Source organism: Planomonospora sp. ID67723, assembly GCF_015711605.1.
Taxonomy (GTDB): domain Bacteria; phylum Actinomycetota; class Actinomycetes; order Streptosporangiales; family Streptosporangiaceae; genus Planomonospora_A.
This window is the reverse complement of record NZ_JABTEZ010000001.1, coordinates 2,047,079-2,059,982: the sequence shown is the minus strand read 5'-3', so window position 1 is coordinate 2,059,982 and position 12,904 is coordinate 2,047,079. Positions and strand designations below refer to the sequence as shown.

At 73.2% G+C, this 12,904-nt stretch carries 9 protein-coding genes; 3 read left to right on the top strand and 6 right to left on the bottom strand.

The features are described from left to right. Positions 1 to 85 precede the first annotated feature (85 nt). Positions 86 to 2,248: a hypothetical protein gene (locus HS041_RS09760; protein ID WP_196440139.1), complete on the bottom strand. Its 2,163-nt coding sequence runs from the start codon at positions 2,246 to 2,248 to the stop codon at positions 86 to 88. 239 nt (positions 2,249 to 2,487) lie between these two features. On the opposite strand from HS041_RS09760, the gene cofD reads away from it, so the two are divergent. The 3 genes from cofD to HS041_RS09745 are packed head-to-tail and all read left to right on the top strand — an operon-like array spanning position 2,488 to position 5,067. Further along, positions 2,488 to 3,441, top strand: a complete 954-nt coding sequence (gene cofD / locus HS041_RS09755) for a 2-phospho-L-lactate transferase (RefSeq protein ID WP_196440138.1) — start codon at positions 2,488 to 2,490, stop codon at positions 3,439 to 3,441. A gap of 5 nt (positions 3,442 to 3,446) precedes the next feature. After that, on the top strand, positions 3,447 to 4,760 hold the full coding sequence (locus HS041_RS09750) for a coenzyme F420-0:L-glutamate ligase (RefSeq protein ID WP_196440862.1): 1,314 nt from the start codon (positions 3,447 to 3,449) through the stop codon (positions 4,758 to 4,760). Between the two features lie 28 nt (positions 4,761 to 4,788). Beyond that, positions 4,789 to 5,067, top strand: a complete 279-nt coding sequence (locus HS041_RS09745) for a hypothetical protein (RefSeq protein WP_196440137.1) — start codon at positions 4,789 to 4,791, stop codon at positions 5,065 to 5,067. 13 nt (positions 5,068 to 5,080) lie between these two features. Here HS041_RS09745 and HS041_RS09740 read toward each other — a convergent pair whose 3' ends face one another. The 5 genes from HS041_RS09740 to HS041_RS09720 all read right to left on the bottom strand — a co-directional run bounded on the left by HS041_RS09740 (position 5,081) and on the right by HS041_RS09720 (position 12,877). Continuing rightward, complete coding sequence (locus tag HS041_RS09740; protein ID WP_307845221.1) at positions 5,081 to 6,814, bottom strand: substrate-binding and VWA domain-containing protein; 1,734 nt, start codon at positions 6,812 to 6,814, stop codon at positions 5,081 to 5,083. 102 nt (positions 6,815 to 6,916) lie between these two features. After that, the gene (locus HS041_RS09735) at positions 6,917 to 9,517 is read right to left on the bottom strand and encodes a bifunctional FO biosynthesis protein CofGH (RefSeq protein WP_230878916.1); all 2,601 of its coding nucleotides are present in this window, start codon (positions 9,515 to 9,517) and stop codon (positions 6,917 to 6,919) included. A gap of 161 nt (positions 9,518 to 9,678) precedes the next feature. Further along, entirely contained in the window at positions 9,679 to 10,635 is a 957-nt protein-coding gene (locus tag HS041_RS09730) for a DNA-3-methyladenine glycosylase family protein (RefSeq protein WP_307845220.1), read from the bottom strand. Between the two features lie 7 nt (positions 10,636 to 10,642). Next, positions 10,643 to 11,737 (bottom strand): mannose-1-phosphate guanylyltransferase, encoded by a 1,095-nt coding sequence (manB, locus tag HS041_RS09725; protein ID WP_196440134.1) that lies wholly within the window; start codon positions 11,735 to 11,737, stop codon positions 10,643 to 10,645. Between the two features lie 18 nt (positions 11,738 to 11,755). Continuing rightward, positions 11,756 to 12,877 (bottom strand): glycosyltransferase family 4 protein, encoded by a 1,122-nt coding sequence (locus HS041_RS09720; RefSeq protein WP_307845219.1) that lies wholly within the window; start codon positions 12,875 to 12,877, stop codon positions 11,756 to 11,758. Positions 12,878 to 12,904: the final 27 nt, after the last annotated feature.

Below are 12,904 nucleotides of genomic sequence, written 5' to 3'. Positions count from 1 at the left end.
GGAAAGACCTGCCCTCCCCGGTATACAGGCTCCTGCCTGCGATGGCGGCGATCTCCTAGGCGATCGTGACGATCGCCTGGGGTGTTCAGTGCTCTCTTCGGTCGGAACCGTACCAGGACGTGTTCTGATCCTGACCGGGGCCCACCCTTTCTCTATCCCCGTTTTCCTCTGCCATTGCCTGACCCGAACGCTCCGGCGTGTAGATCGCCGTGGGGTCGATGGGCTGGGAATCCCAGGTCGGGGAAGCGGGGGCGGCAGGCGCGGCAGGGGCCGGCCCGCTCAGCGGGTCACCCTGGTAGGCGCTCGGGTCGAAGCGGAGCGTCGCCTCGGCGGGCGGTGTCTCCCAGGACGGCCCGCTTTGCGACGTCTGCGGGTGCCCGAAGGAGGAGTCGTAGCCGCCCTGGTCATAGCCGCCCTGGTCGTAGCCGCCCGTCTGGGAGGCGGTGTACTCCGGCACCCGCAGCGGAGGCTCGGCGCCCTGGGACTGCTGCTGGTAGTTCTCCGCCTGCTGGTAGGCGTGGGCGATCTGCTGGGAACGGGCGTCCACCGGGTCCGGCGCCGGGTAGTGCGGCTCCGGCTCGTTCTGCCGGGCGAACTCCGCGCCGGAGTAGCCGGTCAGAGGCTGGCCGTAGTTCTCCGGCGGCTGCGGGAAGGAGGACCGGTCCTGGCCGTCGAAGGGCAGGCGCGGCTGGCTGTCGGCGGGGGTGTACGGCTGGGCGGCGGGAACCTGCGGCTCGTAGAACGGGACCTGCTGCTCGGGCTGGGCCTGCGCGTACGACGGGAGCGAGTCCGGCTGCTGGCCGTACGAGGGGAGCTGGGGTTCCGTCTGCGCGGGGGTGTAGGCCGGGAACTGGGAGTCCTGCTGACCGTAGGACTGGGAATCCTGCTGACCGTAGGACTGGGAATCCTGCTGACCGTAGGACTGGGAATCCTGCTGACCGTAGGACTGGGAATCCTGCTGACCGTAGGACTGGGAATCCTGCTGACCGTAGGACTGAGAGTCCTGCTGACCGTAGGAGGAGAACGAGGGCCCCGACTGCTGGCCGTAGGAGGAGAGCTGGGGGTCGGTCGGCGACGGCGTGTAGGACGGCTGCTGCTCGCCGTACCCCTGCTGCTCGGCCGGGGCGGAGTAGGCCGGGGCCGGCGGATCGTAGGCGCTCATCGGCGGCTCGTACGACGTGGCCGGGGCCGGGGGCTGGACGTCCGCCGCGACGTACGGGCTCGGGGTGTAGACCTGCGGTTCCGGCTGCGCCGGTGCCTGGCCGTAGCCGGAGTGCTGGGCGCCGTAGGACGGGCCCTCGGCGGAGGCGCCGTACGAGGAGTCCTGGGCCGGGAAGGCCGGGGCGGCGTAGACGTCGTCCGGCCGGGGGGCGTAGGCGTTCTCCTGGGAGGCGAAGCCGCTGCCCGGCTGCCGGCCGTACGGCTCGGCGTGTCCCGGCGCGGGCGGGAGCGCCGGCTGGCCGTACGGCGCACCGGGGGCCTCCTGCTGGAAGGCGGGAGCCGCGGGCTCCTGGTGGAAGGCCGGGGCCGGGTTGCCCTGCGGGAAGGCCGGAGGCTCCTGCTGGAAGGCGGCGGCACCCTGCGCCTGGCCCTGCGGCGCGTAGGGCGCCTGCGCCTGGCCCTGCGGCGCGTAGGGCGCCTGCTCCTGGGGCTGGGGGGCCTGGAACGGGGCCTGCGGCGCCGGGGCGGGCGCGGAGGAGGGCTGGTAGTGCTGCGGGTTCCCGCCCAGGCCGCCGTCGGGGCGGAACCCCACGGATCCGCCGACCTCCGGGGCGGAGTGGAAGCCGCCCGCCCGGGGCGCGGCCGGCATGGCCTTCGGCAGCAGGTACAGCAGGGCGAGGGCGGTCAGCCCGAGGAGCGGGACGTGGACGAGGAGGAACTCCACCTTCTCCAGGAAGTCCGTCGCGCCGGTGAACACCCCGCCCAGCAGGCCGATCACGCCGAAGAGCACCGCGAGCCCGAGCGTGCCCACCGCCACGTAGACCATCGGCTTCAGCCGGCGGATCGCCGGGCCGAGGTCGCCGGCCAGCAGCACCGCCCCGACCAGCAGGGCGACGGTCACCGGCGAGGTCAGGTTCGACAGATAGCCGGCCGCGCGGACGGCGAAGGACGCCTCACCGAATGACGACCCGCCGAAGAGCAGCCGCTCGATGCCGACGAGAACGCTTCCGGACGCCGTGGCGACCATGAGCCATGCGGCCGGCTCTCGAAGTCGTCCGGCCTCGACATTGATCACAACTACCCCCATAGGGTCCTCGGGTAAACCCGGGCCAAGTTTTGCACATGGCCGACTTTGCTGTCGGTGGACCCAGGAAGCACATGAATCTCGTAAGTGTCTCATCAACCACGATTAATGAACACTTCGGACACGTTCTGAGCGGGCTCTGCCTGCTCAGAAGGCTCAGGTAACGATCACGGAAAGATCGTCCCGTCCCGTCGGCTCCCCTTCGAACAGCCCTGTCGCCCGGTGGTGGGAGACTGGTCGTCATGCGCATCGTGTCCCTCGCCGGCGGCATCGGCGGCGCCCGTTTCCTGCGCGGCCTCCGCGCCGCGGCCCCCGACGCCGAGATCACCGTCATCGGCAACACCGGTGACGACATCACCCTGTACGGCCTGCGGGTCTGTCCCGACCTCGACACGGTGATGTACACCCTCGGCGGCGGCATCAACGAGGAGCAGGGCTGGGGCCGCGACAAGGAGACCCACACCGTCAAGGAGGAGCTCGCCGCCTACGGCGTCGAGCCGCAGTGGTTCGGTCTGGGCGACCGCGACTTCGCCACCCACATCGTGCGCACCCAGATGCTCGACGCCGGATACCCCCTCTCCCAGGTGACCGAGGCGTTGTGCGCCCGCTGGCAGCCGGGCGTGCGGCTGATCCCGATGAGCGACGACCGGACCGAGACCCACGTCGTGATCACCGACGATCGGGGCCGTCGGGCCGTGCACTTCCAGGAGTGGTGGGTCCGCCTGCGCGCCTCGATCCCGGCCGAGCAGATCATCCTGGTCGGCGCCGACGAGGCCCGGCCCGCCCCCGGCGTGCTCCAGGCCATCGCCGAGGCCGACGCCGTGATCATGCCTCCGTCCAACCCGGTGGTCAGCATCGGCACGATCCTGCAGATCAAGGGCATCCGCGAGGCCCTCGAGGGCAAGACCGTCGTCGGCGTCTCCCCCATCGTCGGCGGCGCCCCGGTGCGCGGCATGGCCGACGCCTGCCTGGCCGCGATCGGGGTGGAGACCACCGCCCAGGCCGTCCTGGAGCTGTACGGGTCGCCGCTGGTGAACGGCTGGCTGGTCGCCGAGGAGGACGCCGGGGTGAGCCTGGACGGCGTCCAGGTCCGGGGCCGCCCGCTGATCATGCACGACGTGGAGGCGGCCGCCGCCATCGCGCGCGCCGCCCTCGGCCTGGCCGCCGAGCTCGCGGGCACGGAGGACGCACGGTGAGCGGGATCCCGAACCCGGGGTCGGACGCCCCCGCCGAGGCCCGCATCGAGGTCTTCGCGGCCGGCGGCATCCCCGAGGTGCGCGAGGGCGACGACCTCGCCGCGCTGGTCGCCGCGGCCTGCCCCGGCCTGCGCGACGGCGACATCCTCGTGGTCACCTCCAAAATCGTGAGCAAGGCCGAGGGCCGGGTCCGCCGGGCCACCGGCCGCGCCGAGGCGATCGAGGACGAGACCGTGCGCGTCGTCGCCCGGCGGGGCGAGACCGTGATCGCGCAGACGTCCCACGGCTTCGTCATGGCCGCCGCCGGGGTGGACGCCTCCAACACCGAGCCGGGCACCGTCGTGCTGCTGCCCGCCGACCCCGACGCCTCCGCCAGGGCCCTGCGTGCGGGCCTGCGGGAGCGGCTCGGCGTCTCGGTCGGCGTGGTCGTCTCCGACACCTTCGGCCGCCCCTGGCGCAACGGCCAGACCGACCTGGCCGTCGGCGTCGCCGGAGTGCCGCCGATGCTCGACTACCGGGGTGGCCGCGACGGGCACGGCAACGCGCTGGAGGTCACCCTGACCGCGGTCGCCGACGAGCTCGCCGCCGCCGGTGACCTCGTCAAGGGCAAGCTCGCCGGCACCCCGGTGGCGGTCGTCCGCGGCCTGGCCGGTGCCACCGCGGAGGAGGACGGCCCGGGCGTCGGCGAGATGATCCGCCCGTCGGAGGAGGACATGTTCCGGTACGGCTCCCGCGACGTGCTCTTCGCCCGCCGTACCATCCGGGAGTTCTCCTCCGAGCCGGTCGACGGCGCGAGGGTCCGCCGCGCGGTGGACGCCGCGATCGCGGCGCCCGCCCCGCACCACACGACGCCGTGGCGGTTCGTGCTGCTGGAGTCGGCGGAGGTCCGGGAGAAGCTGCTCGACGCCATGCGCGAGGCGTGGATCGCCGACCTGCGCGGGGACGGCTTCTCCGAGGAGTCGATCGCCAGGCGGATCAAGCGCGGCGACGTGCTGCGGGACGCCCCGTACCTGGCGGTCCCGTGCCTGGTCATGGAGGGCTCGCACACCTACCGCGACGAGCGCCGCAACGCCGCCGAGCGGGAGATGTTCGTGGTCGCCACCGGCGCGGGCGTGCAGAACTTCCTGGTCCAGCTCGCGGTGGAGGGCCTCGGCTCGGCGTGGGTCTCCTCCACCATGTTCTGCCGTGACGTGGTCCGCGAGGTCCTCGACCTCCCCGCGACGTGGGACCCGATGGGCGCCGTCGCCGTCGGCCACCCCGCCGCCCCGCCCCGCAGCCGCGCCCCCAGGAAGGCCGCCGACTTCATCGTCACCCGCTGACGGCCGGGCACCGGGACCGCGGGTCCCGGTGCCCGAACCGTCCCAGCCGCTCTGCGAAACACGGGGTCACAGGCCCGGAGACAAGATCTGGATCGACCGCAGCCGATCCACGCTGCCGACGGGCCCCGCTCACCGGTACCCCTCCGACAACCAGGTCGAGTCCTACGCCGGCGGCTGGAAGCAGTGCGGGCCGTTCAACCGCGTCAAGAGCGACTACGTCCACAGCTGGCACTACGCCATCCGCGGCTGCATGCGCCCCGCCGACGGCCGCCCGTCCGTGTGCGGGAGGTGGATCGTCGACCAGTGACCCGCCGGACGGGTTACGAGGCCGTGCGGCAGGTGGGGTGGCACAGCCGGCGGGCCAGGGCGGAGAGGAAGACGTCGATGATCTCGCCGGGCTCCCGGGCGACGTGGAGCGATCCGTTGGTGGCCGAGACGACCTGGGAGAGGAGGGAGCGGTCGAGGTCGTCGCCGAAGGCGAGGATGACGATCTGCACCGGATAGGCCGGGTCCCACTCCTGCCGGAGCTTCTCGACCAGCTCCGTGCCGGACAGGCCCCTGCCGTCGTCCTTGCCCGCGGTGATGACCAGCAGGGTGTTGTTCATCCGCTCGTCGTAGGCGCCGGTCACCTCGCGGAACCCGGCGAGGATCGAGTCGTGCAGGGAGCTGCCCTTCTTGGGGTCGGCGCGCAGGGTCCGGGTGAGCTCCTCCAGGCGGCTTCGGCGGATGACCTGCCCGCCGTCCGGCTCGGTGATCGGGCCGATCTTCACCCGTTCCCGCTGGTCGTCGCCGGAGCCCTTGGCGTCGGCGAACTCCCACATGCCCATGTGGGTCGAGTCGGGGAAGAGCTGCAGGCCCAGCCGGGCGGCGTCGAGCGCGACGGTGAGCCGGGTCTTGCCCTTCTGTCCCTTGATCTGCTCGGCCATGCGCTCGGAGACGTCGGCCAGGACGAGGATGTTGGTCGGCGGGGCCAGCCTGCTCCAGGCCTCCAGCGCCTCGTCGATCCTGGCGGGCAGGATGGTGGGGCGGGTGCGGGGCGAAACGGTGGGGATCTCCGGTCCGGGCGAGTAGGGACCCTGGCTGCCGTCGGCCGAGCGGAAGCCCGCCCGCCGTACCGCGTCCTGGGTCTCCGGGGAGCGGAGCCAGGCGGCGAAGGCCCGCGACCCGCCCGCCTTGGCCGGGTCACCGGAGGTGACCACGTAGGGGTAGTCGAGGTTGATGGTCCCCTCGCGGGGGTGGAGCGCGACGAGCGGGTCGGCGGAGGGCTGCCGGTTGTGGAACCACACGGACTGCTCCGGGACGATCACGACCGGGCGCTGCCAGAAGGAGCGCTCGTCCACCGCCTCGACCATGCTCCGGTAGTCGGGCGCCGCTCCCGCCTGGGCCCAGCGCACGAACGCGGTGAGCGCCTGGTCGGCTTCGGGCCCGGTGCCCACCACGTCCCGGGCGGCGGCCACGGTGGCGATGCCGGCCCCGGCGAGCGACGGGTCCGGGACGCGGACCACGTCGGGCTCGTTCTCGTTGGGCTTGACCCGGCCCCGGGTGGTCGCGGGGAAGACCATCCGCCAGTTCATGTCGGTCTCGCCGACCGCGAAACGGTCGGCGAGGGACTTTCGGGTGGCGAAGACGAGGGGCGAGGTGGCCACCACGGTCTCGGTCCCCGCCAGGTCCTCGGCCCCCTGCTTGCGCGCGAGGCGGATCCACGCGGAGGAGTCGGAGATCCAGCCGTCGGGGCGGGCCGCCAGCACGCCCGCGGTGCCGCCGATCAGCGTGCGCAGCACCGTGGCAGGCGGCTGCTCCGTAACCTGTACCAGCACGCACCGCCCCTCGACCTCGGTCTTGGCGGCGTTGAACCGCCCGGCCGCCTCCATCACGGTCGGTGCGACGTCCACCGCGGCGGCGACGTCGACCAGGATCGGATCGCCGCCGCAGGGTCCGTTCGCGCGGTCCACGGCCAGCACCGCGGCCCCGGCCAGCGCCACTGCCAGCGCGATCGCGGTGAGCGTGAGACGTTGGCGCGCCTGCCGGCGACGCCTCTCGGCGCCGGCGGCCACGCGGTGTCGACCGGGTGAGGAAGACAACGCTGGACCTCTCGTCAGGGGAGTGATGATTGTCCCAATGAACCCCTCACAGAGCGCAAGTCCATATAGAACTTGTTATAGACGATCTAGCGGCACAAAGTTACGCACACTTTGACAAACTCCGTCGCTCGCCCTGGCCGCGGCCAGCCGTTCCCCGTCCGGCACGCCGTACGAGGTGGTCCGCTGCCGGAGCGGCCGCCCGGTCGGGGCGACCATCGCCGCGATGTCGCTGATCGTTTTGAACGAGCCGTTCTCCGACCCGGCCATCCGGCTGATCGTCTCCTCCATCAGCGTGCCGCCCAGGTCGTTGACCCCGCCCTGCAGCACCTGGCGGCACAGGTCGTCGCGGAGCTTCACCCAGGAGCACTGGATGTTGGGGATCACGCCGTGCAGCAGGATGCGGGCCAGCGCGTGCACGGCCCGGTTCTCCCGCGCGGTCGGGCCGGGACGCGCGATTCCGGCGAGGTAGATGGGGGCGCTGTGGTGGACGAACGGCAGCGGCACGAACTCGGTGAACCCGCCGGTCTCCTCCTGGATGCGGCGGATGAGCCGGATGTGCCGGACCCAGTGGGCGTGGGTGTCCACGTGGCCGTACATCATCGTCGCCGTGGTCGGGATGCCCAGCCGGTGGGCGGTGGTGATGACCTCGACCCACTCGGCGGCGGGCAGCTTGCCCTTGGTCAGCACCCAGCGCACGTCGTCGTCGAGGATCTCCGCCGCGGTGCCGGGCAGCGAGTCCACCCCCGCCTCCTTCGCGGCGGTCAGCCAGTCCTCGACGGACAGGTTCGTACGGCTGGCGCCGTTGACGACCTCCATCGGGGAGAACGCGTGGACGTGCATCTCCGGGACGCGCGCCTTGACCGCACGGGCGATGTCGAAGTAGGCGGTGCCGGGCAGGTCGGGGTGGATGCCGCCCTGCATGCACACCTCGGTCGCCCCGGCCTGCCAGCCCTCCTGCGCCCGGTCCGCGACCTGGTCGAGCGAGAGGGTGTAGGCGTCGGCGTCACTGCGGCGCTGCGCGAAGGCGCAGAACCGGCAGCCGGTATAGCAGACGTTGGTGAAGTTGATGTTCCGGTTGACCACGTAGGTGACGTCGTCCCCCACCGCCTCCCGGCGCAGGCCGTCGGCGATCCGGCACAGCTCGTCCAGGGCCGCGTCGTCCGCCCCCGCGCCGTCCGCGTCCCCGGCGAGCCCGAGCAGGGTCAGGGCCTGCGCCTCGGTCAGCCCGGCGGGGTCGCTCTCCGCCCGGCGCAGCGCCTCACCGGCCTCCCCCAGCCGCGACATGCCCCCACCGGTCCCCGAAGCGACTGGGAGGCGGTCCTTCAGGGCCTCCCAGTCGCCGTAGACGTGGTCGAAGTCGTCGCGGCGGTCGGCGGAGCGCCCCTCGGCGTCCACCGCCGTGTGCAGGTCGGTGCGGCCGAGCGAGGCCCAGCCCCCGTTGACGCCCCCGTTGACGCCCCCGTCGGGCTCCTGCCAGGGGCGGCCGACGATCTCGGCGTCCTCGCGGGCCAGGCCGGTCCGCGGGTCGGCGAGGGCGGCGACGTGGGCGTTCAGGCGGGGGTCGAGCCAGGGCTCCCCGGCGAGCACGTACTCGGGGTAGATCGTAAGGCGCTCCCGCAGCGTGAACCCGGAGGCGGCGGTGCGGGCGGCGAGCTCGTCGATCTGCGGCCAGGGACGCTCGGGGTTGACGTGGTCGGGGGTGAGCGGGGAGACCCCGCCCCAGTCGTCGATCCCGGCACGGATCATCAGGTCGTACTCGGACTCGACCAGGTTCGGCGGGGCCTGCAGGCGGGCCTTCGGCCCCAGCACCAGGCGGGCCACCGCGATCGTGGCGGCCAGCTCCTGCAGGTCGGCGTCGGGCATGCCGCGCATCGCGGTGTCCGGCTTGGCGCGGAAGTTCTGGACGATGACCTCCTGGAGCCCGCCGTACTCGCGGGCCACCTTCCGCAGTGCGAACAGCGACTCGGCCCTGTCCTCGATCGTCTCGCCGATGCCGATCAGGATGCCGCTGGTGAAGGGGACGTTGGAGCGCCCGGCGTCCTCCAGGACGCGCAGCCGCACGGCGGGATCCTTGTCCGGGGAGCCGTGGTGCGGCTGCCCCTTCTCCTCGAACAGCCGGCGCGAGGTCGTCTCCAGCATCATGCCCATCGACGGCGCGACCGGCTTGAGGCGCTGCAGGTCCCGCCAGGTCATGACTCCGGGGTTGAGGTGCGGCAGCAGCCCGGTCTCCTCCAGGACCCGGATCGCCATCGCGCGCACGTAGGAGAGCGTGTCGTCGTAGCCGTGCGCATCCAGCCACTCGCGGGCCTGGTGCCAGCGCTCCTCCGGCCGGTCGCCCAGCGTGAACAGCGCCTCCTTGCATCCCATCGCCGCGCCCTGCCGGGCGATCGCAAGGACCTCGTCCGGGCTGAGGAACGCGCTGTCGAGCTTGTGCGGTGCGGTGGCGAACGTGCAGTATCCGCAGCGGTCCCGGCAGAGCCGGGTCAGCGGGATGAAGACCTTGCGGCTGTAGGTGATGGTCCCGGGCCGCCCGGCGGCCTGCAGACCCGCGTCCCTGACCCGCCCGGCGTGGCCGAGCAGGACGTCCAGGTCCTCTCCCCTGGCGTGCAGCAGCACGGTGGCCTCGGCCTGGTCGAGGGTCTTGCCGTCACGGGCGCGGGCCAGTGCCCTGCGCATCGCGGCGTCGGTGGGGTTAACGCTCATGAGCGCACATTACGGCGCTCCGGCCACCGCATCGGTCCCGGGTCCGGGTCCGGTGGCCGATCCGGGTGCCGACGAGGCGGGATTCCCCCCGCCGGGAGCACGGCGCCCGCAACGAGCGTGCGGGGACGGCCGGCTCAGAAGGAACGGTAGTCGCGCGGGGCCATCCGCGGACCGCGGGCCGGGGGCCGACGGCCGGTCAGCGCCAGCAGCCTGCTGACCCGGTGACGGTGACCCCGGTAGGGGGCGAGCAGCCGGAGCATCCCGGCGTCGTCGGTCCGCTGCCCGGTCAGCGACCAGCCGACCAGCGACGGCAGGTGGTAGTCGCCCACCGAGAGCGCGTCGGGGTCGCCGTGCGAGCGCTGGCGCACCTCCGCCGAGGTCCAGACCCCGACGCCGGGCAGCGCCCGCAGCAGCCGGTCCAGCTCCGCGCTCTCCCCCGCCGCCTCCAGCTTCGCCGCGTGCCGGGCGGCGTTGGCGATCGTCCTGGCCCGTACGGCCTCCGCCCCGGCCCGGTGCCAGTCCCACGACGGGATCGATCGCCACACCTCGGGCTCGGGGAAGACCCGCATGCCCTCGGGGACCGGCCCCGGGGCGGGCTCGCCGTACCTGGCCAGCAGCCACCGCCACGCCCGCCGGGCCTCGTCGATCACGACCTTCTGCTCCAGCACGGCGGGCACCAGAGCCTCCAGCACCCGCGCGGTGCGCCCGATCCGCAACCCCTCGTGCCGCCTGACCGCCCGGCGCACCGCCTCGTGCCCGGGGGCGAACCCCGACAGGTCGTCGCCGGCGCCGAGCAGTTCGGGCAGCGTCTCCAGCAGCCACTCCGCCCCCGGCCCCCACGCCGAGCCCAGGACCTCCCCGTCGCGCCGGGAGATGCGGAGCGATCCCGGCCCGCCGGGGGTCCGGCAGGTCCGCCAGATCGCCCCGTCGGGCGTGGCGCGCCAGGTGGGGTCTCCGTTCCCGCGCCGGTACGGGCGCAGGGTGAGCGCGATGTCCAGCGGCCCGTCCGGTCGCCAGCTCCGCTCTCTGACGGCCGGCCGTCTGGCGCCCTCCGGTCCTGCCGACGGCGCCGTGCCGTACCGGAGATCCACCCGGCGCTCAGACGTCGCTGGAGAAGCGGACCGCGCACTCGGGGAGCACGACGCCCGGCCAGACGCGGCTGCCGGCGAGGAGCTCGTTGCCGGGACCGATCACCGCGCCGTCACCGATCACCGCGTCGCGCAGGACCGCGCCGGAAGCCACGCGCGCCCCGGTTCCGACGACCGAGTCGGCCACGATCGCCCCGGCCTCGATGACGCAGTCGTCGCCCAGCACGCTCCCGGTGACCTTGGCTCCGGCCTCGACCACCGCGCGGGCCCCCACCGTCGCCCCCTCGGCCACCTTGGCCTCGGGGGAGATCACCGCGCCGGGCAGCGCCAGGAGGTCTCCGGCGGGGCCGGGCAGGGCGGGTGAGGCCAGGCGCCCGAGGACCAGGTCGCGGGAGCCCTTGACGAAGGCGGCCGGGGTGCCGACGTCGAGCCAGTAGGAGGCGTCGGCGTAACCGAGCACCAGGGCGCCGGCCTCGATCAGGCCGGGGAAGGTCTCCCGCTCGACCGAGACGACCTCGCCCTCCGGGATGGAGTCGATGACTGAACGGGTGAAGACGTAGCAGCCGGCGTTGATCCGGTTGGTGACCGGGTTGGGGGTCTTCTCCAGGAAGGCCGTCACCCGGCCCTCGTCGTCGGTCGGCACGCAGCCGAAGCGCGAGGGATCGTCGACCTCGGTCAGGTGCAGGGTGACGGCGGCGCCCCGGCCGACGTGCCAGGCGACCTGGTCGGCGATGTCGTGCCCGGACAGGATGTCGCCGTTGAGCACCACCACGGGCGCGTCCGGGCCGCAGGTCAGCGCCTCGGCGGCGTTGCGGATCGCGCCGCCGGTGCCGAGCGGGGTCTCCTCGGTCATGTATTCGAGGGTGAGCCCGAACCGCGAGCCGTCCCCGAACGCCTCGCGGAACATCTCGGCCCGGTAGGACGTGGCGAACACGATGCGGCGGACGCCGGCCGCGCGGGCCTGGGCGAGCTGGTGGGCGAGGAAGGGAACCCCTGCGGTGGGAAGCAGCGGCTTGGGCGTGCCGAGCGTCAGCGGGCGCAAGCGCGTCCCCTGCCCCCCGACAAGAAGAATCGCCTCGAGTTCCGGCACAGAGGTCTCCGTCATCTCCGTGAGGTTAGCCCACTATTCGACAGCTCGTTGATACGAGAGCAGATGGGCTTCGGCTGAAGTCTCCCACGTGAACTCCCTGGCCCGGGCGATCCCGGCGGCGGAAAGGGTCTCCCGGCGTGTCGCCGACTCCAGCAGCGCCCGCAGCGCGGCGGCGATGGCGTCGGCGTCGGGCTCGGTGTAGGCGACCGCGTCGCCACCCACCTCGGGCAGCGAGGCGCGCTGCGTGGTGAGCACCGGAGCGCCGCAGGCCATGGCCTCCAGGACCGGCAGTCCGAAGCCCTCCCCCCACGAGGGATAGGCCACCACGAGCGCCCCGCCGAGGAAGCCGGACAGGTCGCCGAAGGGCAGGTAGCCGGGGCGGACCACGCGCACGGCCGGGGAGACCTCGTCGACCGCCGCGTCCACGTCGGCGTCGTGCACGCCGCCGCCCAGCACCAGCGCGGGCGGATCGGCGAGGTCCGCCACGGCGCCGGCGAACCCGCGGATCAGGTTGGGAACGTTCTTACGGGGCTCCAGCGCGCCGAGGAAGGCGACGTACGGTGTGCCGTGCAGGCCGAGCCTCTCGGCCACGTGCTTGAGCTCCTGCTCGGAGGGGCGGTGGAACAGCGCCGGGTCCACCCCGTGGTAGGCGACGTCGATCCGGGTCGGGTCGGCGCCGAGCACCCGGATCAGCTCGTCCCTGGTCGCCTTGGAGGGGACGACCACCCGGGCGGCGCGCCGTACGGCGGTGCGGGTGGCGTTCCTGAAGAAGGACGCCTTGCCCGCGCTGTGCTGCGAGGGCTCGGTGAACCAGGTGACGTCGTGCACGGTCACCACGATCGGCAGCCGGGAGCCGAGCGGGATCGAGTAGTAGGGGGCGTGGATCACCTGGGCGCCGGCCTGCTCGGCCAGGAGCGGGAGCCCGCTCTGCTCCCAGGCGAGCCGGGCGGCCCGGTTGGTGATCGAGGGAGGGCCGGACATGATCCGGGCGCCGGGCGCCAGCCTGGCGTACCGCTCGGCGTCGGCGCGCTGGCAGGCGACGGCCAGATCGGCCCCGGCCCGGTCGAGCGCTGCGACGAGCCCGTCGACGTACCTGATCAGCGCACCGCGATCGGCCGGCACCGCGGCCGCGTCGACGAGCACACGAGGCGTCACGAAGGTCGCTCCCCTCAAGGACCACGG

Coding starts and splice junctions, on each gene's coding strand:
- cofD (WP_196440138.1), top strand. CDS start 2,488: ATGCGCATCGTGTCCCTCGCCGGCGGCATCGGCGGCGCCCGTTTCCTG.
- manB (WP_196440134.1), bottom strand. CDS start 11,737: ATGACGGAGACCTCTGTGCCGGAACTCGAGGCGATTCTTCTTGTCGGG.
- HS041_RS09735 (WP_230878916.1), bottom strand. CDS start 9,517: ATGCGCAGGGCACTGGCCCGCGCCCGTGACGGCAAGACCCTCGACCAG.
- HS041_RS09760 (WP_196440139.1), bottom strand. CDS start 2,248: ATGGGGGTAGTTGTGATCAATGTCGAGGCCGGACGACTTCGAGAGCCG.